At 71.1% G+C, this 22,713-nt stretch carries 20 protein-coding genes; 14 read left to right on the top strand and 6 right to left on the bottom strand.

Annotation, left to right across the window (positions count from 1 at the left end; translation table 11 throughout):
* Positions 1 to 145: 145 nt before the first annotated feature.
* The 3 genes from IE255_RS08335 to IE255_RS08325 all read left to right on the top strand — a co-directional run bounded on the left by IE255_RS08335 (position 146) and on the right by IE255_RS08325 (position 4,075).
* Positions 146 to 1,708, top strand: a complete 1,563-nt coding sequence (locus IE255_RS08335) for a phytoene desaturase family protein (protein WP_190049538.1) — start codon at positions 146 to 148, stop codon at positions 1,706 to 1,708.
* A gap of 58 nt (positions 1,709 to 1,766) precedes the next feature.
* Entirely contained in the window at positions 1,767 to 2,426 is a 660-nt protein-coding gene (locus IE255_RS08330; protein WP_190049537.1) for a class I SAM-dependent methyltransferase, read from the top strand.
* 317 nt (positions 2,427 to 2,743) lie between these two features.
* On the top strand, positions 2,744 to 4,075 hold the full coding sequence (locus tag IE255_RS08325; RefSeq protein WP_190049536.1) for a cation:proton antiporter: 1,332 nt from the start codon (positions 2,744 to 2,746) through the stop codon (positions 4,073 to 4,075).
* 195 nt (positions 4,076 to 4,270) lie between these two features.
* On the opposite strand, the gene IE255_RS08320 is transcribed toward IE255_RS08325, so the two are convergent.
* Positions 4,271 to 4,759 (bottom strand): MarR family winged helix-turn-helix transcriptional regulator, encoded by a 489-nt coding sequence (locus tag IE255_RS08320; RefSeq protein ID WP_190049535.1) that lies wholly within the window; start codon positions 4,757 to 4,759, stop codon positions 4,271 to 4,273.
* Between the two features lie 620 nt (positions 4,760 to 5,379).
* Here IE255_RS08320 and IE255_RS08315 point away from each other — a divergent pair.
* Entirely contained in the window at positions 5,380 to 5,718 is a 339-nt protein-coding gene (locus IE255_RS08315; RefSeq protein ID WP_190049534.1) for a VOC family protein, read from the top strand.
* Positions 5,719 to 5,940: 222 nt separating this feature from the next.
* Positions 5,941 to 7,518: a S8 family peptidase gene (locus IE255_RS08310; protein WP_190049533.1), complete on the top strand. Its 1,578-nt coding sequence runs from the start codon at positions 5,941 to 5,943 to the stop codon at positions 7,516 to 7,518.
* A gap of 19 nt (positions 7,519 to 7,537) precedes the next feature.
* Here IE255_RS08310 and IE255_RS08305 read toward each other — a convergent pair whose 3' ends face one another.
* Positions 7,538 to 8,755, bottom strand: a complete 1,218-nt coding sequence (locus tag IE255_RS08305; RefSeq protein WP_190049532.1) for a serpin family protein — start codon at positions 8,753 to 8,755, stop codon at positions 7,538 to 7,540.
* Positions 8,756 to 8,850: 95 nt separating this feature from the next.
* On the opposite strand from IE255_RS08305, the gene IE255_RS08300 reads away from it, so the two are divergent.
* The 6 genes from IE255_RS08300 (at position 8,851) to IE255_RS08275 (ending at position 15,438) form a co-directional block, all read left to right on the top strand.
* Positions 8,851 to 9,999, top strand: a complete 1,149-nt coding sequence (locus IE255_RS08300) for a DUF4190 domain-containing protein (protein WP_190049531.1) — start codon at positions 8,851 to 8,853, stop codon at positions 9,997 to 9,999.
* A 147-nt stretch (positions 10,000 to 10,146) separates the two neighbouring features.
* Entirely contained in the window at positions 10,147 to 10,899 is a 753-nt protein-coding gene (locus tag IE255_RS08295; protein ID WP_190049530.1) for a GntR family transcriptional regulator, read from the top strand.
* Between the two features lie 341 nt (positions 10,900 to 11,240).
* Complete coding sequence (locus tag IE255_RS08290) at positions 11,241 to 11,438, top strand: SPOR domain-containing protein (protein WP_190049529.1); 198 nt, start codon at positions 11,241 to 11,243, stop codon at positions 11,436 to 11,438.
* A gap of 96 nt (positions 11,439 to 11,534) precedes the next feature.
* Positions 11,535 to 11,969, top strand: coding sequence for a (deoxy)nucleoside triphosphate pyrophosphohydrolase (locus tag IE255_RS08285; RefSeq protein ID WP_190049528.1), 435 nt, complete (start codon positions 11,535 to 11,537; stop codon positions 11,967 to 11,969).
* A 136-nt stretch (positions 11,970 to 12,105) separates the two neighbouring features.
* A complete protein-coding gene (locus IE255_RS08280; protein WP_229906322.1) occupies positions 12,106 to 12,537 on the top strand; it encodes an ATP-binding protein in 432 nt (143 codons plus the stop codon).
* Between the two features lie 252 nt (positions 12,538 to 12,789).
* Positions 12,790 to 15,438, top strand: coding sequence for a SpoIIE family protein phosphatase (locus IE255_RS08275; protein WP_190049526.1), 2,649 nt, complete (start codon positions 12,790 to 12,792; stop codon positions 15,436 to 15,438).
* 4 nt (positions 15,439 to 15,442) lie between these two features.
* On the opposite strand, the gene IE255_RS08270 is transcribed toward IE255_RS08275, so the two are convergent.
* Complete coding sequence (locus IE255_RS08270; protein WP_190049525.1) at positions 15,443 to 16,414, bottom strand: ArsR/SmtB family transcription factor; 972 nt, start codon at positions 16,412 to 16,414, stop codon at positions 15,443 to 15,445.
* Between the two features lie 136 nt (positions 16,415 to 16,550).
* On the opposite strand from IE255_RS08270, the gene IE255_RS08265 reads away from it, so the two are divergent.
* The 3 genes from IE255_RS08265 to IE255_RS08255 all read left to right on the top strand — a co-directional run bounded on the left by IE255_RS08265 (position 16,551) and on the right by IE255_RS08255 (position 19,145).
* On the top strand, positions 16,551 to 16,931 hold the full coding sequence (locus IE255_RS08265; protein WP_190049524.1) for a hypothetical protein: 381 nt from the start codon (positions 16,551 to 16,553) through the stop codon (positions 16,929 to 16,931).
* A 115-nt stretch (positions 16,932 to 17,046) separates the two neighbouring features.
* A complete protein-coding gene (locus IE255_RS08260; protein ID WP_190049523.1) occupies positions 17,047 to 18,153 on the top strand; it encodes a glycoside hydrolase family 18 protein in 1,107 nt (368 codons plus the stop codon).
* Positions 18,150 to 19,145 carry a phosphotransferase family protein gene (locus IE255_RS08255; protein WP_190049522.1) on the top strand — a complete coding sequence of 332 codons (996 nt, stop codon included), beginning with the start codon at positions 18,150 to 18,152 and terminating at the stop codon, positions 19,143 to 19,145. Before IE255_RS08260 ends, IE255_RS08255 begins: the two co-directional genes overlap by 4 nt.
* Here the strand turns inward: IE255_RS08255 and IE255_RS08250 are convergent.
* From IE255_RS08250 to sdhC, 3 genes are read right to left on the bottom strand one after another with little or no spacing between them, the layout of a single operon-like run.
* Positions 19,120 to 19,896 carry a succinate dehydrogenase/fumarate reductase iron-sulfur subunit gene (locus IE255_RS08250; protein WP_190049521.1) on the bottom strand — a complete coding sequence of 259 codons (777 nt, stop codon included), beginning with the start codon at positions 19,894 to 19,896 and terminating at the stop codon, positions 19,120 to 19,122. The two genes, IE255_RS08255 and IE255_RS08250, sit on opposite strands and share 26 nt — an antisense overlap.
* The gene (locus IE255_RS08245) at positions 19,893 to 21,833 is read right to left on the bottom strand and encodes a fumarate reductase/succinate dehydrogenase flavoprotein subunit (RefSeq protein ID WP_190049520.1); all 1,941 of its coding nucleotides are present in this window, start codon (positions 21,831 to 21,833) and stop codon (positions 19,893 to 19,895) included. The genes IE255_RS08250 and IE255_RS08245 overlap by 4 nt, the downstream gene beginning before the upstream one ends.
* Positions 21,833 to 22,669, bottom strand: coding sequence for a succinate dehydrogenase subunit SdhC (sdhC, locus tag IE255_RS08240; protein ID WP_190049519.1), 837 nt, complete (start codon positions 22,667 to 22,669; stop codon positions 21,833 to 21,835). The genes IE255_RS08245 and sdhC overlap by 1 nt, the downstream gene beginning before the upstream one ends.
* Positions 22,670 to 22,713: the final 44 nt, after the last annotated feature.

Here is a 22,713-nt window from a genome sequence, read left to right as displayed (position 1 = left end):
GCCCGCGTTCGGCGGTGGCCTGCGCGGCCGGCCGCCGGGATGCCGACGCCGTCCCCGCTCGTCGCCGGAGATGTCGAACCCCGCGCTGCTGGACCGGGATCCCGTCGGTCCGGCCGGAACGACCCCACTCGAGAAGGAGCGATCGATGCCAGACCATGATGTGATCGTCGTCGGCGGCGGCCACAACGGGCTGACGGCCGGTGCCTACCTGGCCAAGGCCGGGCTCGACGTCGTCGTGCTGGAGGCGACCGACGAGGTCGGCGGAGGGGTGGTGACCAAGGAGGTCACCCTGCCCGGGTTCAAGCACGACCTGCACGCCATCGCCCATGTGTTCGTGCAGCTCAACCCGCTGATCCGGGACGACGAACTGGGCCTGCGCTCGCGGTACGGACTCGAGTACGTCTTCCCGGACCCGGCCATCGCCGTGGCCTTCCCGGACGGCGACCACATCGCGTTCTACCGGGACCCCGCCCGGACCGCGGAGACCATCGCCACGATCTCGCCCGCCGACGCGGAGAACTACCTGCGCTTCCACAAGTTCGCCGACAGCCTGCTGGACATGCTGGTCGACGCGATGTTCTCGCCACCGCTGCCGATGGGCGAGTTCTTCGCCCTGCTGGGCCGGACGGAGGCCGGGCGGGAGATGACGCGCCTGCTGATGATGAGCTACCTCGACGTCATCGACGAGTGGTTCGAACACCCGAAGATCAAGGCCGCGCTCGCGCGGTGGGTGTCCGAGCTCATCTGCGCTCCGGAGGAGGGCGGCACGGGCGCGTTCCTGCTGGCGATGGTGCCGACGTTGCACCGTCACGGCGTGGGGTTCCCGGTCGGTGGGTCCGGCGCCCTCTCCTCGGTTCTGGCCAGGGCCTTCGTCGACCTGGGCGGGACGATCCGCACCGGCGTCCCGGTGGACCGCTTCCTGTTCGACGGCGAGCGGGTGACCGGCGTGCGGTTGGACACGGGCAAGGAGGTCACCGCGGCCCGGGCCGTCGTGGCGGACCTCAACATCAGCCAGATCCCGGCGATGGTCGACCACAGGTTCGGACGCGAGTGGGACGCGAAGGCCTTGCGCGGCAAACGGACCGCCTTCAGCTGTCTGGTCGGCCACCTCGCGCTGAGCGAGGCTCCGGTGTTCGCCGCCGGCGAGGAGGTGACCCGCGCCGGGATCCAGGAGTTCGCGCTGCCGCTTCCGGAGCTGCGCCAGGCGTTCGACGGGCTGAAGTACGGCACGCCGGCGGTCGGCATGCCGAGCGCCGTCGTCGCGAGCGTCTGGGACCCGACACGTGCCCCCGACGGCCGGCACACCCTGTACCTCCTCGGGTACGCCCCCATGGAGTTGGACGGGCAGAGCTGGGACGACCGCAAGGAAGAGATCTTTGACGAGATCTTCAAGACGTTCTGCGAGCTGACCACGAATATGGACTCGACGAAGGTTCTGTCCCGCAGCATCGAGTCACCGCTCGACGCGGCCCGGTTCAACGCGTCCTGGCCCAGCGGCGATGCGAGCCACCTCGGGCAGCAGATCCACCAGTACCTGGGGAACCGGCCGATGCCGAACATGGGGTACCGGCTGCCGGCCGACGGTTTCTTCCTCGTCGGACCGTCGACCCACCCGGGCGGCGGGGCGAACTGCGGAGCACGCGCCGGGGTCCAGGCGATCCTCGCCGACCTCGGCATCGACCCGGGCCCGGTGCTCCGACCGAGCTGATCGACGCCCCACCCACGTCCGAGGCGACTCGCGCCGACAACCGACAGGAGAATCCGTCATGCAGCACAAGACCAACTTCGACGCCGTCTACCAGGGCCGGGAGTCCGCACAGAACGTGCCCTGGGTGCCGTGGAACATCGGGGAGCCCCAGCCCAAGCTCGCCGAGCTCGAGCCGCAGGGGGTGTTCCGCAGCGATGTCCTGGACGCCGGCTGCGGCATCGGGGACACGAGCCTGTTCCTGGCCCGGCGGGGGTACACGGTCGTCGGGCTCGACTCGGCGCCGTCGGCCATCGCGACTGCGAAACAAGCGGCGGCGGACCACGACCTTCCGGTCACGTTCGACGTGGCCGACCTGACCACGCTGCAGGGCTACGAGCGGCGCTTCCGCGCGGTCGTCGACTCGGGGACGATACCGGCCATCTCGGACGACAAGCGTGCGGACTACCTGGCGTGCCTCGCCCGATCCACCACCGACGACGCGACGCTCTCGATCCTCACCTTCTCCCGGGACGCGCGGTCGGTGATGCCGAAGGGGCCGACCCTCTTCAGCGCCGACGAACTGGGGACGCTCGTGGAGAAGGACTGGGCGATCGACCGGCTGGAGGCGTCCACCATTTCGGCGCGGCTGGCCCCGGAACTCAGCGAGGCGGCTCTCGGGACCGATGAGAAGGGCCGGGTACTGGTCCCGGCGCTGCTGCTCGTCGCACACAAGCGGTAGTCGGGTCGTTCCCGCACCGGCCTCGCACAGGTGGCGTGGGCCGGTGCGGGGAGGACAGTCCCGTCCGCGCCGTCCCGCGCGACCGGGCCCGGTTCGCCGCACTCGGTGGTAGGTGGTGAGATCCGCACCGCGGGTCAGGAACGGCGCATCCGGGCGCAGGCCGCGTGCCGGGGGAACACGCGGCGCTGTCCTTCGCCAAGAAACTCTCCGTTCTTCGCGCGCCGCACTCGACCGATGACCAGGACGCGGTGCCCGGCTGCCGGAGCTGCTCTTTTCTCGCCCACGCGAAGGACGGCACCTGTGCAGAAGGAGTGCCCATGACCACCCACCAAACAGCCATGATCATGGTCGGTTTGGCGTCGATACTCGCGCTCGCGCATGTGCTCGGGCGCCTCGCGCGGTGGTGCGGTCAGCCGGCGGTCATCGGCGAGATCCTCGCCGGCATCCTGCTCGGTCCGACCCTGTTCCACGGCGCCCTGTCCGAAACGCTCTTACCTCTGGACATCCGGCCGATGCTCACCACGCTCGGCAACCTCGGAGTCGCGCTCTTCATGTTCCTCGTCGGCCTCGAACTCGACTACCGGCTCCTGCGCGGGAACGGGCGTGCCACGGCCGGGGTGTCCATCGGGTCGATCGTCTGCGCGTTCGGACTCGGTGTCCTGCTCGCGCTGCACCTGTGGAATGACCACCCGGTCGGACACCGGCTCGGCTTCCTGCTGTTCATCGGCGCGGCCATGTCCATCACCGCGTTCCCGGTACTGGCCCGCATCCTCACCGACCGGGGTATCCAGCACACCAGGATCGGCGCGCTGGCTATGGCGAGTGCGGCCGTCGGGGACGTCGCCGCCTGGCTCCTGCTCGCCGCCGTGCTCACCTTCACCGGGAGCCAGAACTCCTGGCAGGTCCTGCTGGTCGTGCCGTACGCCCTGGCCATGGTGGCGGTGGTACGGCCGTTGCTCGGCAGGCTCCTGGCCGCGTCGGCGCGGGCCCGAGGAGACCTCGAACGTGGGGCTGGGGAGCACGGGAACGGAACCAGGGCGCTCGGTGCGCTGACGGTGCTGCTGCTTGTCTCCGGCGCGCTGAGTGAGTGGTTGGGACTGCACTTCATCTTCGGTGCGTTCCTCGCCGGCGCGATCGTGCCACGGCGTGGCACGGAGAGGCTGCGCGCGGCGATCAGGGACCGGTTTGCGACGATCACCTGGATGCTGCTGCCGGCGTATTTCGCCGTGGCAGGGCTGAAGGTGGACCTGTCCACGGTGGGCGGCGACGGACTCGGCGAGCTGGGGCTGATCCTTCTCGTGGCGATCGGCGGCAAGTTCGGCGGCGCCTATCTCGGAGCACGGGTCGCCGGCCAGTCCGGGCGATCGGCCACGACGCTGGGCATCCTCATGAACACCCGCGGCCTCACCGAACTGATCATCCTTGGCATCGGCCTGCAACTGGGGCTGCTCGACACGGACCTGTACTCGCTGATGGTGGTCATGGCCCTCGTCACCACGGCCATGACCGCACCGCTGCTGCGCTGGGCCTATCCGAGCCAGATGATCGACGCGGATCTGCGCGAGCTGGCCGAGGAGTGGATGGGGGAGCCGAAGCACACCAAGCTCGCCCGGCCCGTGGGCCCGAAGCCGCCTGAGACGAGGCGATGACACGCTGTGCGTCACCGTGCGCGCATCGCCGTCCGAAGTGTCCCGGCGGACCGACATCGCTGCGCTCGCCGTCGATGCTTGAGGCGGTGCGATGGGCGGGGCTTTCCCGCGCCGGCGGCCTGCCTGACTGGCTCGCCGCAACCCCGGGCGCCGGTGGCTGAGCCCGCGTCGGGCGTGCCGACGCGGATCGGTCCGTCAGCCGGCGCCCGGCGGCGTGATGCCGTCAGGTGCGACCAATGAGATCAAGATCGAGACCAAGCGCTCGCGGTCCTGTTCGCTGATGCGTTCGAGGAACCGGTCCGTCACCTTGTCCTCCACCGAGTCGAGGCCACTGCGGAGCTGGCGCCGCCCGTACTCGGTCAGCGTCACGGCGTAGCGCCGGCGGTCGTGCGGGTCGCGCAGCCTGACGACGTAGCCCATCCGCTCCAGCTCGTCGACCAGGTTCACCATCGTCGACCGGTCGATACGCAACTGCTCACCGATGGACTGCTGCGACTGGTTGCCGTTGACGTCGATGAACCGGAGGACTCCCCAGTTCCGCGCGCTGAGGCCGTACGGAGCGAGCTCGCTCTCGAACTGCGCCGTGAGCAGCTGCCCGGCCTTGTTCAGCAGAAATCCGATGGATTTCGCGAAGTTCGGAGGCAAGGTCGGAGATCCGTCGGGGTTGGTGTCCGGTCGGTTCATGTCACCCATCGTCAGCTCTGTCTACGCTCAGTTGCTTGATTGTGGTAGGCCGCGACTTTCAGCCACCGGAACGAGCGTAGCGTCTACCTGCTTTGACGAGCCCGTTGCGTCCCTCGCTTGGTCTTGGGTCGTCCGGGCCGCGGTGCCGCGACTGGCCATGACCGGCTTGATCCCGACTCCCTCAGTATGCGTCGGCACTTGTCAGAGTCGTAACCCCCGCGAACAGCTCACGTGGTCCTCTGGCATGGCCGCTAATCGTCTATAGTCCTGATTGACAAGACGCCTGATCAACTACAGTATGGATAGTGGAAGCCAGCGACCGTCAGCATATATGAGGATATTGTTCGATGTCGAGCACCCGCGCCCCCGGGGCCGAGGTTCCACGCCGGCCGGGCCGGGGCGAGTCGCTGTTCCGATGCGCGTGATGTCGGACGCCCGTCCGGTCGCGTTGCCGCATTGCGGGCGTGCGCCATCGACGTTCCCGAGGACTTCCCGACGACGGTGGCCCGATTCGTGCCGGCCGTCGAAGCCGACCGCGCCAGGTCGAGGCCCCGTTGTGAAGTGACGCAACCGTCGGCCGATCCATATCAGTGCACATCACCACGTATGAGGAGAGCGCCATGAGTGGAGACATCGTCTTCTTCGACCTGCCTGGAAAGGACGCCGAGGCGACGGCGAAGTTCTGGCAGTCGCTGTTCGGGTGGGAGTTCAAGGAGGGGAACTTCCCGGGCTACTCGATGATTCACGGCCCGAACCCGATGGGCGGCACCTCGCACGGGGACACGTCGCAGTTCCCGCGCGTCTACTTCAGCGTCGACGACGTGAACGCGGCCATTGAGCGCGTCCGTGAACTCGGCGGCACGGCGGGGGAGCCGGTGACCATCCCCGCTGGAGTGTTCGCCAACTGCGTCGATGACCAGGGGGTCGAGTTCAGCATCTTCCAGACGGTCAACGAGTAGGCATCCGGGGCGACCGGGGGGCGAGGGACGTGGCGTCCCTCGCCCCCCTGTGTTGCCCCGGCCCGTGCGTGCAGGGCCCTTGTGCAATTCCTGTGGAGGCCTCAATCTTTCGGCTGACGCACAGGAGTCACCCAAGGTTGACATGACCATGACTCCACGGGTGGCTTCGACGGGCGTGCACCACACCCCACAGCGCACCACCGATTGAGGAGGACCCCTCAGATGGCAGTGATGCGTACTCCCCAGAGACCGACCCGGCGAAGACTGGCCGCGCTCGGCGCGACGGCCACCGCGGCGCTCGTCGCGAGCCTCGTCTCCGCCCTCCCCGCCGGCGCGGCCCCGGCCGCCGAAGGGCGCATCCAGTACCAGGGCGCCGCGAACGCCGTCGCCGGCAGCTACGTCGTCACCCTGAAGACCGAGAAGGCGGGTTCCGCCGAGGGCCGTGCCCTCGCGCACAAGTACGGCGCCGACATCGAGCGGACGTACACCAAGGCCCTGAACGGCTACGAGGTCGAGGCCTCCGAGGCCGAGGCGAAACGTCTCGCCGCCGACCCGGCCGTCGCGTCCGTCGTCCAGAACCGGACGTTCTCCATCACCGCGACGCAGCCCAGCCCGCCGTCCTGGGGCCTGGACCGCATCGACCAGAAGAACCTGCCGCTGAACAGCTCGTACACCTATCCGGACAAGGCGGGTGAGGGCGTCACCGCGTACGTCATCGACACCGGCGTCCGCATCACGCACAGCGACTTCGGCGGCCGCGCCTCCTACGGCTACGACGCCGTCGACAACGACAACACCGCCCAGGACGGCCACGGCCACGGCACGCACGTCGCCGGCACCGTCGCCGGGAGCGCCTACGGCGTCGCCAAGAAGGCCAAGGTCGTCGGCGTCCGCGTGCTCAACAACTCCGGCCAGGGCACCACCGCCCAGGTCGTCGCCGGCATCGACTGGGTCGCCCGGAACGCCGCCAAGCCGGCCGTCGCCAACATGTCCCTCGGCGGGCCCGGTGACACGGCCATCGACACGGCCGTGCGCAACGCCATCACCTCCGGCGTCACTTTCGTCGTCGCGGCCGGCAACGAGACCACCAACGCCTCCACCCGGTCCCCGGCCCGCGTCACCGAGGCCGTCACGGTCGGCGCCACGACGTCGAGCGACGCCAAGGCGAGCTACTCAAACTACGGTTCGGTCCTGGACGTGTTCGCGCCCGGCTCGTCCATCACCTCGGCCTGGAGCACGAGCGACTCGGCGACCAACACCATCTCCGGTACGTCGATGGCGAGCCCGCACGTCGCCGGAGCCGCCGCCCTGCACCTGGCCGACAACCCCGCGGCCACCCCGGCGCAGGTCTCCGCCGCGCTGACGGCCGCCGCCACCACCGGCGTCGTCACCAGCCCCGGCACCGGCTCGCCCAACCGCCTCCTGAACGTCGGCGGCGGTACCACCACCCCGCCCGGCCCGCGCTTCGAGAACACCGCCGACCAGGCCATCGCCGACAACGCCACCGCCGAGTCCCCGGTGACGGTCTCCGGCGTCTCCGGCAACGCGCCCTCGACCCTGGGCGTCGAGGTCCACATCGTCCACACCTACATCGGCGACCTCCAGGTCCAGCTGATCGCCCCCGACGGTACGGCGTACACGCTGAAGGCGTACGGCACCGGGGGCAGCGCGGACAACATCGACACCACGTACTCCGTGAACGCCTCCTCGGAGGCGGCGAACGGCACATGGAAGCTGCGCGTGAGCGACAACGCCCGCTACGACACCGGGCGGATCGACGCCTGGGCGCTCCAGTTCTGACCTGGCCCCTGACCGACCGTCAGTCTCCTGACGTGTCCAGCACGTAGGCGTCCTCGTCCTCCGGGAAGGGCTTCGGGTCGGTGACCCAGCCCGCCGCGAGGACGAGGCGCGTCTCACGGTGAACGGCGAGAAACCCGAAGGGGCGGTCGAAGACCGCCATCGCCCTGGTCGTCTCGTACGGCGGCTCCTCCGGCGACTTGCCCTGGTAGACCGCGCTCAGCGTGGTCACCGCCGTCGCCTTGAAGCCCTGCGCGCCGAACGTGGCCGTCATGTCCTGGCGTGCGGAGTGCAGGGCGACCGGCGCGGGGCTCATGCCCGGGAAGGGAACGGCACCCCGGGTGCGGCGGGCGGCCGTGGTCAGGCCGAAGAGCGCGCGCGACGCCAGCAGGTCGTGCGCGGCCCGCAGCGTGAACTCCACGGTGAACAGCGTGAGGGACGGCGGCTCGGGAGTGTGGGTGCGCCGCTTGAAGACGGACAGGCCCGGACCGACGGCGCCCTCCGGGAGGCGGCTCCCGGGCACCGCGTCGAGCGTGCCCGCCAGCAGGTCCGTCCCGGCGCCCAGCACCTGACCCGGCGCCATCCCCTGCGCGCCGAGCAGCAGATGGACGTCGACTCCCGTGACTCCGCGCACGACCACCAGCGTGACGGCTCCCGCGCCGGTCCGCGCCAGCGCGACGCCGTCGAGGTCCGGCACCTCCCGCACCAGCCCCGCCCGGTCGTGGCGGCCCAGCCAGCCGCCGAAGTGCCCCTCGAACGGCACCTCCCAGTCCGTCCGCAGCTCCAGCGCACTGGCCAGCACCAACTCCGTGAGCGGCGTGAGCTCGACGGGCATTCGCCCGATGGCCCCGCCCGTCCGCCGCGCGGCCCACGCGTCCAGCGCCCGCCCGTCGGCCAGCGGATCCCCCGTGAGCACGCCGTGCGCCGCCACGGGCAGCCCCGCCGCCCACTCCGGGCGCAGTTCCACCGTCCGTGCCGTCCACAGCCCCAGCGCGGAGGCCAGCCCGTCGATTTCCGCCAGCACCGCGAGCACCTCCCGCCCCGCCGCCCCCGCCCGGTCCGCCGGCAGCCCGAGCGCCTCGGACAACTCCTCGCGCGCCGCGCCCGCCGCACCGTCCGCGAGGAGAGCCAGCAGCGGCCAGACCCCCGCCGCCGAGAACACCGTGCCGTCGCCGGTCTCCGGCGCCCAGCGTGCCGTGAGGCCGTTCACCGCCCGTATCGCCGTGTTCGCCGCCCGCATTCCGCCCCCGTCCCTCCGCCGCTTACGATGCGCGCAGCCGTACGACGGACCCCCGCGCACCCCCGCCCACCGCCCCAGCCAGGAGCACCGTACCCGTGTCGATACCCCCGCCCCCTGGGAACCAGCAGCCCCCGGACCCGTACGGCCCGCCGTCGGCGAACTGGCCCCAGGGGCCCCAGGGTTACGGGCCGTACGGCCCTGGCGGGCGCCCGTACGGCGCCCCGGTCTCCGTCAACGCCCTCGCCGTCGCCGCCCTCGTGCTCGGCGTGCTCTGCTTCCTGCCCGCCGCGGGGCTCGTCCTGGGCCTGATCGCGCTGCGGCAGATCAGGCGGTCCGGCCAGAGCGGCCGGGGCCTGGCGATCGCCGGGTCGGTGCTGTCCACCGTCGGGATCGTGCTGTGGACGGCGGTCCTGGCCACGGGCGCCGCGTCCGACGCCTGGGAGAAGTTCAAGGACGGCGCGCAGGGCAACGAGAGCCTGGTGCTGCGCAAGGGCGACTGCTTCGACGCGCCGGGCGGCCTGGAGGGCGACACCTACGACGTCGACAGGGTGCCGTGCGAGGGCAGGCACGACGGCGAGGTCTTCGCGGTCGTCACGCTGCCGGGCGGCGCCTTCCCGGGCGATGCCGAGATCACCGACATCGCCGACGAGCGGTGCTACGCGCTCCAGGACCAGTACGCGATGGACACCTGGGCGATGCCCGCCGACGTCGACGTGTACTACCTCATGCCGTCCCGGGACAGCTGGCGCTACGGCGACCGCGTGATCAGCTGCGTCTTCGGCAACACCGACGCGAAGGCCAAGCTCACCGGCTCCCTGCGCGGCGACCGCACGACGCTCGACACCGACCAGGCGGCGTTCCTGTCGGCGGCCAACGCCGTCGACGCGGCGCTGTACGAGGAGCCGGAGGACACCCCCGAGGACGACCTCGCCGGCCATCGGGCCTGGGCCACCCAGGTGCACGACGTGCTCGGCGAGCAGATCGGGGCGCTGCGGCGGCACTCCTGGCCCGCGGGAGCCCGAAAGCCGGTCGCCGCCCTGGTCGGGGACCTGGAGGACGCCCGGGACGAGTGGGCGCGGGCGAGCAGGGCCGACGACCCCGACTCGTACTACGCGCACTACGACAAGGCCTACACGTACGTGGACGGCCCGGCGACCGTCACGGCGCGCAAGGCCCTCGGGCTCGCCACCACCCCGCCGTCGTACGAGGAGAGCGGGAGCGGGGACTCCGCAGCCGAGGTGTGACGGCGGCTATAGCGGGGAGAAAGTGCCTGCGTAAAGCCCTCAGGGCCACTACGTCATCACATCGAGTGATTCTCTGGCCTTTGCTTGCGCGGCACAACCTACGGTTGCCACGCTGTCGCTGTCTGTACAACCTGATGGGAGCGGCCAGTGACATTCGGTGAGCAGCCGGCGTACTTGCGTGTCGCGGGTGATCTCCGCAAGAAGATCGTCGACGGTCAGCTGCCACCGCACACCCGCCTCCCCTCCCAGGCCAGAATCCGCCAGGAGTACGGCGTCTCGGACACCGTCGCCCTGGAGGCCCGCAAGGTGCTCATGGCGGAGGGCCTGGTCGAGGGCCGCTCCGGCTCGGGGACGTATGTGCGGGAGCGGCCCGTGCCCCGGCGCATCTCCCGCTCCGGCTACCGCCCGACCGGCGGGGCCACGCCGTTCCGCCAGGAGCAGGCCGACGGCGAGGGGTGCGGGACCTGGGAGTCCAGCAGCGAGCAGTCCGAGGCGAGTGTCGCGGTCGCCGAGCGGCTGGGCATCGACCCGGGCGACCGGGTGATGTGCACGAAGTACCTCTACCGCGAGAGCGGCGAGCCGATGATGCTCTCCACGTCCTGGGAGCCGCTCGCCGTGACGGGCCGGACGCCCGTGATGCTGCCCGAAGAGGGCCCGCTCGGCGGCATGGGCGTCGTCGAGCGCATGCGCGCCATCGACGTGATCGTGGACAACGTCACGGAGGAGGTCGGCGCCCGCCCCGGCCTCGCCGAGGAACTGCTCGTCCTGGGCGGCGTCCCGGGCCATGTCGTCCTGGTTATCCAGCGCACGTTCTACGCCTCCGGCCGCCCGGTCGAGACGGCCGACGTGGTCATCCCGGCCGATCGGTACCGGGTCGCCTACCACCTTCCGGTCAAGTAGCGAACGCTCACATCCGCCCCGCGGCGCGCCCCCCGCGCGCCCCGCTCACACGATCGTGGTGCGGACCGTCGCCCCCCGAGGCGGTCCGTGGTCCGTGGCCGGTCGCCGTCCCCGCAGGTCGCCCGTGGCGTCTGCGGTATGCCCGCGGCCGGATGCGCGGGGGTGCGCGGACGGCGCGTTCTGTGTCGTGCGCCCCCTGCGTTCTGGCTGGTTGCGTACCTCTTTGTGAAAAGCCGTATTCGCTGCGTGAAGGTTAGGCGTAGGCTCGGGCATATGCGCATTGCGGTTTCCTTATCGGGTGGGGCACGGCACAGGCCGCGGGTGGGAAGTGGAGGGGCGCGATGAACGACAGCACGGTCACTCTGCCCTGGCTCGTGATACGCGAGGACGACAACGGCAACCGGTACCGAGTGGGCCGGTACGCGACCCGGGCCGAGGCCCAGAAGATCGCGGACAGTCTCGACGGCCGCGGCCACAAGCAGCTGTACTGGGTCGAGCGGCTCGGCCAGAACGGACCGGCCGCGGCGGCGCACGACTGACCGTCCGACCGTCGTGAGGAGCTGGGGGTGGGGCCCCGGGGCCGGTGTACCCGCGGACGGAGCCGTCCTCCGGCCGCGCTCCCGTAGGCTCCCCGCATGAGTGAGCGGATCGTCGTCGTGGGTGCCGCGCTGGTCGACGGCGGGCGGTTGCTGGCCGCCCGGCGCAGCGCGCCCGTCGAGCTGGCCGGGCGCTGGGAGTTGCCCGGCGGCAAGGTCGAGCCGGGCGAGGCCGTCGACGCGGCGCTCGTGCGGGAACTGCGCGAGGAGCTCGGCGTCGACGCCGAGGCCGGCGGGCGGGTCCCGGGGGAGTGGCCGCTGAAGCCCCCGTACGTCCTCCAGGTGTGGACCGCACGGCTGCGGCCCGGCTCCCCGGCCCCCAAGGCCCTGGAGGACCACGACGACCTGCGCTGGCTCGGCCCCGGCGAGATCTGGGACGTGGACTGGCTCGACCAGGACGTCCCGGCCGTGCGGCAGACCCTCGCACACCTGGGAGACCTTGGAGCCGACGCGGGGGAAGTGCCCGGCGCCTGAGGCATGCCGAGGGCGCGCAGAGCGGCGTGACCGCAGTGCGGGCGCCGCGTACGCCTTTCGTGCCACAGTGCGCCGCGCCGCGCGGTACCCCGCCCCGGATATCGGGTATGTGCCCATTAACCCCATGAAACCGGACATGGGCGGGCCCGCTGGCTGGGAAGTGATCGGCGTGATCGACACCGCAGGTGACCGCGCCGAGTGGACCTTTCCCGCCGAGCCGGGCGCCGTGCGCACCGCCCGCCAGGCCGTCCGCGGCCAACTCCGCGGCTGGGACCTCGACATCCTCGCCGACCTCGCGGCGCTGCTGGTCAGCGAGTTGGTCACCAACGCCCTCCGGCACGCCACGGGCCCCATCGGCGTCCGCCTGGTCCGCCCCTCCGACCTGGACGGCGTCCTGCGGGTCGAGGTCTCCGACCCGCTCCCGGACCCGCCCCGCGAACGCGCCGCCCGGCCCGAGGACGAGAGCGGCCGCGGACTCCACCTCGTGGCCTCCGCCAGCCGCCGCTGGGGCACCCGGCCCGGCGCCGCGGGCAAGACCGTGTGGTTCGAACTCGCGGTCCCGGAGTGAAAAATCGGTGTACGTACGCCTTACCGCTGTCGAGCGATTGGTTCAGGCCAGTGGCGGTTGCCCGCACATGTGATTCGACGACGTGTCCCCTGGTTAGAAGACTGGAAGTGTTCTCACGGTACGGTCCAAAAACCATCGGGACCGTGCTGTGATCGTGAACACCGTGTTGTGCGGCACCGTAGTGCTGGATACTGCGGGCAGCCGCCCCCGGTGACCGGTGCCGGACGCGGTGAGCTGGAGGGGACGGTTCGCGTGAGCGAGATACCAGCGAAGGCCACGGAGTCCGAGGACCCGTCGGAGGGCGCGAGGGCGAGGGCCGCGGACGGCCTGGCCTCCGCGGTGGGAGGTGCGCTCGCGGCCGACGGGGTGCAGCCCGGGGACGCCATGTGGCAGAGCAGTCCCCCGGGATCCATCTACGACTACATCAAGGTCGCCTCCTTCTCCATCGGCCCCGACGGGCTCGTCGACCAGTGGAGCCTGCGCGCCGAGCACCTCTTCGGCATCCCCGCCGGCCGCGCCGTCGGCATGGACCCCATCGAGACCTTCATCGACCCGCGCCATCGCGAGCGGGGCATGCGCAAGATGGCCGAGATCCTCGACGGCCGCGAGTGGACCGGCGTGGTGCCCTTCCGGATGCCGAAGGACGCGGGCGAGGGGGAGTGCGGCCACGAAGGGCTCGCCGAGGTCTACGTCATGCCGACGCGCACCGAGGACGGCGAGAAGGCCGCCGTCTGCATCGTCGTCGACGTCCGCACGCTGCGCAGCATCGAGACCGACCTCGCCGCCTCACAGGCGATATTCAGTCAATCCCCGTTCGGCTTCCTGCTGATCGACCCGGACCTGCGGGTCCGCCGCGCCAACCAGCGGTTCGCGTCCATCTTCGGCGGCGCGCCCGACGACCACCGCGGCAAGGGCGTCCACGACTACCTCCAGCGCGGCGAGGCCGAGCGGGTCGCCGCGACGCTGCGCCGCGTGCTGGAGACCGGCAACTCCATCACCGACATGCATGTCACGGGCTTCGTGCCCGGCTCCGACGAGCGCCGCCACTGGTCCGTCAACCTCTACCGCGTGCACAGCGGTTCGGGCCGCCCCATCGGCATCGCCTGGCTCGGCACGGACATCACCTCGCGCCGCGCCGCCGCCCGCGAGGCCGCGGCCGCCCGGCGCAACCTCGCCCTGCTGAACGAGGCCGGCGCCCGCATCGGCAACTCCCTGGACCTGGAGACCACGGCCCGCCAGCTCCTCGACGTGGTCGTGCCCGGCTTCTGCGACCTGGCCACCGTCGACCTCTACCAGGGCCTGCTGGTCGGCGACGAGACCCCGCCCGGGCTCGCCGACGGCAGCGCGGAGCTGCGCCGCGTGGCCTTCGCCAGTGCCGTCTCCGACGCGCCCTTCGCCGGCACCGGCGTGCCCGTCGCGGTCGGCGCGGTCCACCATTACCCGTTCAACTCGCCCTGCGCGGACGCCCTGCGCACGGCCCGTCCGCAGACCGTCCCGGGCGAGGACGGCGGCCTCGTGCAGTCCACGCTGGCCGTGCCGATGGTCGCCCACGACACCGTCGTCGGGCTCGTGCAGTTCGCCCGGACGAAGGGCAGCGAGCCCTTCGGCGACCGGGACCGCGATCTCGCGGTGGAGCTGGCGGCCCGCGCCGCCGTCTGCATCGACAACGCCCGCCTGTACCGGCGCGAGCACGAGCGCGCGTTGATACTGCAACGGTCCCTGCTCCCGCCCGGCGACCCGGAGGCCTCCGGCCTCGACATCGCCTGCCGCTACCTGCCCGGCAACGCCAACACGGGCCGGCCCAGCGAGGTCGGCGGCGACTGGTTCGACGTCATCGAACTCCCCGGGCACCGCACGGCGCTCGTCGTCGGCGACGTCATGGGGCGCGGCCTGCGTGCCGCCGTCGCCATGGGCGAACTCCGCACGGCGGTCCGGACCCTGGCGCAGCTCGACCTCGAACCGGCCGAGGTGCTCTCCCAGTTGGACGAGATCGCCCGCGGCCTCGGCGCCCCCGGCGCCCCCGGCGGGGTCCAGCAGGCGACCCGGGCGGCCCGCCGGCCCCGCGAGGCCGACCTGTCGGAGGTGTACCTCGCCACCTGCGTCTACGCCGTCTACGACTCCGTCACCCGGCGCTGCACCTTCGCCAACGCGGGTCATCTGCCGCCCGTGCTGGTCGAACCGGGCGAGGCGGCCCTGATGCTGGACGTGCCGCCGGGCATGCCGCTCGGCGTCGGCGGCGAGCCCTTCGAGGAGGTCGAGGTCGAACTGCCCGAGGGCGCCCTGCTCGCGCTCTACACGGACGGCCTGGTCGAGAGCCGCGACCACCCTCTCGACGAGGGCCTCCAGGCCTTCGTCAGCGCCCTCGCCGACCCCTCCCAGCCGCTGGAGGACGTCTGCGACCACGTCCTCAACACGCTCGACACCCATCACGGCGAGGACGACATCGCGCTGCTGATGGCACGTGTCCAGGGCCTGCCCACCGAGTCCGTCGGCGACTGGACCCTGCCCCGGGAGCCGCGCAGCGTGGGCCGGGCCCGCGAGTACGCGCGCGCCCAGCTGCTCAGCTGGGACCTGGAGCCCCTGGTCGACACCACGGAGCTGCTGGTCAGTGAGCTGGTCACCAACGCCCTGCGCTACGGCGAGGGCGAGATCCGGCTCCGTCTCCTGCTCGACCGCACCCTGGTGTGCGAGGTGTGGGACTCCGGCCTGGTCCAGCCGCGTCGCCGCCGCGCCCGCGACACCGACGAGGGCGGCCGCGGCCTCCAGCTCGTCGGCCTCCTCAGCGCGGCGTGGGGCTCCCGCCGCACGCCCCGGGGGAAGACGGTCTGGTTCGAACTGCCCCTGCCGGGCGGCGAAACGGGCCTGACGGATCCGGCGGAGGCGCTGCTGAGCCTGTTCTGAGCAGTCAACGCCTGCGGCCCCCGAGCAGTTCGCGGCCGAGCGGTGTCAGGGCGTGCAGCACGGTGTGACCCCTCCGCGTACTGGTGATGAGCCCTGTGCCGCGCAGAACGGACGCGTGCTTGCTCGCGGTGCCGATGGACACGCCTATGCGCAGCGCCAGTTCCCCCGTGGAACACGGGGTGGTGAGTGCGGAGAGTGCCATGGCTCGTGTCCGCCCCAGTAGTTCGGGCAGAGACGCAGGTGTGTCCAGCGGGCCGGGGTGGCGGGCAGCGGGGTGGACGAGCACCGGGGGGAGGCCTGGATCGATGAGGGTGACCGGGCGGCTCGTGCAGAAGAAGGACGGGACCAGGGAAATGCCCCGGCCGCGTAAATGGAGATCCCGGTCGCGCGGATAGTCGGCGGTCAGCGTCGGGTACTCCCAGGTGATCGACGGCGACACGGTGTTCAAGAGCCGTTCGGTTCCACCGTCCAGAACGTCCCGGCTGTAATGGGCGCGATCAGTGTGGACCGAATCGTTGATCAGGGACAGTTGCGGTGCGAGCAATTCCCGGAAGTACGTGCCGACGGCGTTGTCGAGCTCCTGTCGGGCGGCGCGGTCACCCTCCGCGAGCCGACGGAACCACGGGGGAGGCGTGCGCGGCCCGAAGTGCCTGTCGAGCTCGGTGCGAAGCCGGGCCGCCGGGGTGGCGCGGATGAGGTCGAGCGAGGTGCCGATGCTGTCCCCTCCGGGTGGGGTGAGGAAGTCGGGGAAGCCTCCCTTGGGCGGGACGAGAGCGGTCAGCAGCCGCACCGGCCCTCTGAGATCCCGCCTGGTGAACCGGTCCCGGACATGGCGCAGCCACGGCGCGTACTCGGAAGCGGCTCGCCGGGACTGCAGGACATGGAGGCTGTTGACCAGCTCCCACATGATGTCGGGGCCGACGGCCACCGTCGTGCGTGCCAAGTCGTCCGCTGTGAAGTGGATGCGCAGTGCCATGCCGGCAATCCCCCGAGTGGCAGTGATGCGGTGTGTTTTCCCTCTGCTGCAAACTCTTGGCCCCGCGGTCGAGGGCGCCCCCATCATCTGAGTAGCTCATAAACGAGCGCTCAACGAGACCAAGGGGGAACGGAAAATGCGCCAGATTCGAAGCACGATCACCAAGACGGCGACGGTGGCCACCGCGCTCGCCGCAGGCCTGGTCCTCTCGATCGGCGGTTCCGCCAACGCGACGCAGGCGGCGGCAACGATCCACGGCTGCCCGAGCGGTGCCGTCTGCCTGTATCCGGACGACAGCTGGAGCGGCGACAAGCCCACCTACAAGTTCTACAGTTACGGCGCCCACAAGATCTACAACCAGTACGGCATGAAGAGGATCTTCAACAACCAGACCGGCGGCGCCATCGCGCGCAACTGCTACGACTCCGCCGGCAAGGACTGCGGCGGGATCCAGCGCGCCGGTACGTACGCCGACTACAACTACACGCCGTACAACTCCATCCTCCTCGCCCCCTGACAGACCGGCCCGGCCGCAACCGAGGTATCCCTACTGATCGTCATCCCTGGCACCACCTGCCCTGCGGGCCCCTGGCGGCCCGCGGGGCAGACCGATGTGTGAGGGAGACCCGGACATGGACCACAGGGAACGCACGGAGCCGAAAGAACCCGCGGTCGCAGACGGCGAGGACACCCCGGGTGGGAACAACCCGGCCGAAGGCGAAGCCGAGGCCGGACGCCCCCGCCGCCGCTGGCTCAGACGCGCGGCCTTAACCCTGCTCATCGCCCTCCTTCCCCTCCTGACCGCCGAAACAGCCCTCTACATCAACTACCAGGGCGACCCCGCAGAGGGCACCCACACCCGCGACCGCGACGCCCTCTGGCTCGGCCACGCCTGGGTCGACGGCCGTAAGAAGGACGCCGACGTCACCGCCCTGGCCCGCCGCCTCCAGGACACCGGCATCCGTGATCTGTATGTGCACTCGGGGCCGCTGGAACACGACGGCACGCTCCCTAAGTCGGTCTATCCGAGGGCCCGTTGGTTCATAGACGCCGTGCACGAGAAACTCCCCGGCGTCCGCGTCCAGGCCTTCCTGGGCGACGTCCTCGCCACCGAGGGCCCGGACGGCATGCGTCTGGAGAACCCGGACACCCGAGCCGCCGTCGTCCGCTCCGCCCGCCAGGTCCTGGACACCGGCTACGACGGCATCCACCTCGACCTGGAGCCCCTGCACTCCGGCGACCGCGACTACCTCGGCCTCCTCGACGCCCTGCGCCGCGAGACCCGCTCCCGGGACGCCCTCCTCTCCGTCGCCGCCCACCAGATCGACCCGCTCCCGGCTCTTCACTCCGTCGCCGGGACGTTCACCGAGCACCCCAAGTGGTGGTCCCAGGAGTTCTTCGGCCAGGTCGCCCGCCGCGTCGACCAGATCGCCGTCATGTCGTACGACACCGCGCAGCCACTGGAGAGCACCTACGGCGGCTACGTCGCCCAGCAGACCTCCCTCGCCCTGGAGGTCACCCCGCCCTCCACCGACCTGCTGATGGGCCTGCCCTTCTACTGGGAGAGCAACTTCGACCACTGGGGCCACGCCGAGACCGTGCCCGCCGCCGTCCGGGGCGTCCGCCTGGGCCTGTCCCGCACGGACGCGGACCGGGCCCGCTTCGGCGTCGCGCTGTACATCGACTTCGCCGCGAGCGAGGCGGACTGGCGGGCGTACAAGGAAGACTGGGTGCGGTGACGACGACCCGACGCCCCCTCACCCGCACCGACCTCGCCCCCCTCACCCGCGCCGCCCTGGGCCCCGGCCGAACCCTCACCGGCGTCGAGCGGCTGCGCGGCGGCAGCAAGAAGGGCGCCTACCGGCTCTTCCTCGACGACGACTCCACGGCCGTCGCCTACGTCTGGTCGGCCGACGAGGACTACTGGGACCAGCCGGACCCCGACCCCCGCGACCCCTTCTCCCACGGCACCGGCCTCGACCTGTTCACGGCGGCCCACGACCGCCTGGCCGCCGCCGGCGTCCGCACCACCCGCCTCCTGTACGCCGACGCCACGCACACGCACCTCCCGGCCGACGCGGCCGTCGTGGAGGACCTGACCGGCGGCAGCCTGGAGGAGGCCCTCGCCCGGGACCCCCGAGAGGCACCTCGGCTCATGGACCGGATGGCCGAACTGCTCGCCACCCTGCACGCCCACGGCGGCCCCCGCCTGGGCAAGGTCGCCCTGGTCGACGCCGGCGGCTCCTCCCACGCCCGGTCGTGCGAACAGCGCGTCACCGAGGGGGCGTTGCGCTCCATCGCCGAAGCCGCCGCCCGCGACCCCCGCGCCGCCGCCGCACGCCGGGAGCTGGAGGACACCGTCCACGCCCTGGCCGCCGAGGTCCGCCCCAGGAGCCGCCACACCCTCGTCCACGGCGAACTCGGCCCGGACCACGTCCTGCTCACGCCCGACGGGCAGCCGGCCCTCATCGACATCGAAGGCCTGATGTACTTCGACGTGGAGCAGGAGCACGTCTTCCTCCGGCTCCGCTTCGGCCCCCACTACGACGCCCTGCGCGCCCCGGGTCTGGACGAGACACGCCTGCGCCTGTACCGCCTGGCGATGCACCTCGGCCTGGTCTCGGGCCCGCTGACGCTGATCGAGGGCGACTTCCCGTACCCGGAGCGGATGCGGGAGATCGCGGAACACAACCTCCGGGAGGCGCTCAGCCTGCTGAAGAGCGCCTCCTGATCTTCGAGCCGAGCCACACCAGGGGGTCGTACTTGCGGTCGATCGCCCGCTCCTTCAGCGGGATCAGCGCGTTGTCCGTGATCTTGATGCCCTCGGGGCAGACCTCCGTGCAGCACTTGGTGATGTTGCAGTAGCCCAGGCCGTGCTCGTCCTGGGCGGTGGTCTTGCGGTCGAGGCCCGTCTCCGCCGCCGCGTCCAGCGGGTGCATGTCCAGCTCCGCGATCCGCATCAGGAACCGGGGCCCGGCGAACGCCTGCTTGTTCTCCTCGTGGTCGCGGACCACATGGCAGGTGTCCTGGCACAGGAAGCACTCGATGCACTTGCGGAACTCCTGCGGCCGGTCCACGTCCTCCTGCATCATGCGGTACTCGCCGGGGGCGAGACCGGCCGGCGGCACGAAGGCCGGGACCTCCCTCGCCTTCTCGTAGTTGAAGCCGACGTCGGTGACGAGATCGCGGACGACCGGGAACGCCCGCAGCGGCGTCACCGTGATCGTCTCCTCCCGGCCGAACACCGACATGCGCGTCATGCACATCAGCCGCGGCCGGCCGTTGATCTCCGCCGAGCAGGAACCGCACTTGCCCGCCTTGCAGTTCCAGCGCACGGCGAGATCAGGGGCCTGGGTGGCCTGGAGGCGGTGGATGATGTCGAGCACCACCTCGCCCTCGTTGACCTCGACCTCGAAGTCCTCCAGGCCGCCGCCGCTCACGTCCCCGCGCCACACCTTGAAGTGGGCCGTGTAGCCGCTCATTCGTACAGCTCCTCTTCGGCGAGGTACTTGACCAGCTCCTCCTTGTCGAACAGGGCGAGCAGGTCGGCACGGACGGGTTCGGTGGTCTCGCGGGTGAGGGTGATCTGGCCGCGGACCGGGTCCGTCGCCGCCAGCCCGCCCGTCGGGTCGGTGAGCGCGCACAGCAGGTTGATCCGCCGCCACTTGCGGTCCATGCCCGGGTGGTCCTCCCGCGTGTGACCGCCGCGCGACTCGGTGCGCTCCAGCGCGGCCCGCGCCACGCACTCGCTGACCAGCAGCATGTTCCTGAGGTCCAGCGCGAGGTGCCAGCCGGGGTTGAACTGCCGGTGCCCCTCGACCCCGGCCCGGCGCGCCCGGCCCCGCAGCTCGGCCAGCTTCTCCAGGGCCTGCTTCATCTCCGTCTCGCGGCGGATGATGCCGACCAGGTCGTTCATGGTCTGCTGGAGTTCCTGGTGCAGGGTGTACGGGTTCTCCGGCGGGCCCCCGGCCGGTTCCTCGATCTCGGCCTCGGCGGAGAAGGGCCGCAGGGCCTCGGCGGCGGCGGAGTCGATCTGGACCTCGTCCACGACGGGCCGCCCCCCGCTCAGCCCCGCCGCGTACTCGGCCGCGTGCCAGCCCGCCCGGCGGCCGAACACCAGCAGGTCGGACAGCGAGTTGCCGCCGAGCCGGTTGGAGCCGTGCATGCCGCCGGCCACCTCACCGGCCGCGTACAGACCGGGCACCCCGCGCGCCGCCGCCGTGTCGGACGCGACCGCGATCCCGCCCATCACGTAGTGGCAGGTGGGCCCGACCTCCATCGCCTCGGCCGTGATGTCGACGTCCGCCAGCTCCTTGAACTGGTGGTACATCGACGGCAGCCGCCGCTTGATGACCTCGGCGGGCATCCGGGTCGACACGTCGAGGAACACGCCTCCGTGCGGGGAGCCGCGCCCCTCCTTCACCTCGGCGTTGATCGCCCGCGCGACCTCGTCCCGGGGGAGCAGCTCGGGGGGACGCCGGTTGTGGTCCGGGTCGTCGTACCAGCGGTCGGCCTCGTCCTCGGTCTCGGCGTACTTGTCCTTGAAGACGTCGGGGATGTAGTCGAACATGAACCGCTTGCCCTCGGAGTTGCGCAGCACCCCGCCGTCGCCGCGCACCGACTCGGTGACGAGGATGCCCTTCACCGACGGCGGCCAGACCATGCCGGTCGGGTGGAACTGCACGAACTCCATGTTCAGCAGGGGAGCGCCCGCGAGGAGCGCCAGCGCGTGGCCGTCGCCGGTGTACTCCCACGAGTTCGACGTCACCTTGAAGGACTTGCCGATGCCGCCGGTCGCGATCACGACGGCGGGTGCCTCCAGGACGAAGAAGCGGCCCGACTCGCGCTCGTAGCCGAAGACGCCCGAGACCCGGTCGCCCTCCTTCAGCACGCGCGTGACCGTGCACTCCTGGAAGACCTTCAGCCGGGACTCGTAGTCGCCGGTCTCCCTGAAGTCCTCCTGCTGGAGGGCGACGATCTTCTGCTGGAGGGTGCGGATCAGCTCCAGGCCCGTGCGGTCGCCGACGTGGGCGAGGCGCGGGTACTCGTGGCCGCCGAAGTTGCGCTGGGAGATCCGGCCGTCCTTGGTGCGGTCGAACAGCGCGCCCCAGGTCTCCAGCTCCCACACCCGCTGCGGCGCCTCCTGCGCGTGCAGCTCGGCCATCCGCCACTGGTTGAGGAACTTGCCGCCGCGCATGGTGTCGCGGAAGTGGACCCGCCAGTTGTCGTTCTCGTTGGCGTTGGCCATCGCCGCCGCGATGCCGCCCTCGGCCATCACCGTGTGCGCCTTGCCGAACAGCGACTTGCAGATCACGGCCGTACGGGCGCCCCGCTCGCGGGCCTCGATGGCGGCGCGCAGCCCGGCACCGCCCGCGCCCACCACGACGACGTCCCATTCCTGCCGGTCGACCACGGACATCAGAAGAACCTCGGATCGTCGAAGGCGCCGGAGGCGACGAGATAGACGTAGAAGTCGGCGAGCGCCACGCTCACCAGCGACGCCCAGGCGAGCAGCATGTGCCGGGCGTTGAGCTTCCCGACCCACTGCCACATCCGGTAGCGCACGGGATGCCTGGAGAAGTGCTTGAGCTTGCCGCCGACGATGTGCCGGCACGAGTGGCAGGACAGCGTGTACGCCCAGATCAGCACGATGTTGACCAGGAACACGAGCGTGCCGAGGCCCATGTGGCCCCACTCGTAGTTCTCGTCGCGGAAGGCGAGCACGGTGTCGTAGGTGAGGATGCCGGCGACGAGGAGCGCGGCGTAGAAGAAGTACCGGTGGATGTTCTGGAGGATCAGCGGGAAGCGGGTCTCACCGGTGTACTTCTTGTGCGGCTCGGCGACCGCGCAGGCCGGCGGGGACGCCCAGAAGCCGCGGTAGTAGGCCTTGCGGTAGTAGTAGCAGGTCAGGCGGAAGCCGAGCGGGAAGATCAGGATGATGATCGCGGGGGAGATCCCCCACCAGCCGCCGAAGATCTCCCAGTTCGGGCCGGCCTTCATCGGCTCGCAGTTCTCCGCCAGACAGGGGGAGTAGAAGGGCGAGACGTACGGCGCCGCGTAGTAGTCGGCGTTCGCGAAGGCCCGCCAGGTCGAGTAGACGATGAAGGCAAGCAGGCCGGCGGCCGTGCCGGCCGGGGCCAGCCACCAGCGGTCGGTGCGCAGGTGCGGGGCGGCGATCGCGGCGCGCGTACCCGCCCGTACGCCGCCGCTTCTCGGATGGGGTTCGGTGGCGGGGGGTTCCGTACCAGTGGCCACTTTGACGACTCCGGTCGGGTTTCTGGGGGAGATGCCGGTCGCTC

The organism is Streptomyces lomondensis, assembly GCF_014651035.1.
In the GTDB taxonomy this organism is placed as follows: domain Bacteria; phylum Actinomycetota; class Actinomycetes; order Streptomycetales; family Streptomycetaceae; genus Streptomyces; species Streptomyces lomondensis.
This window is presented reverse-complemented; position numbering and strand designations above follow the sequence as displayed.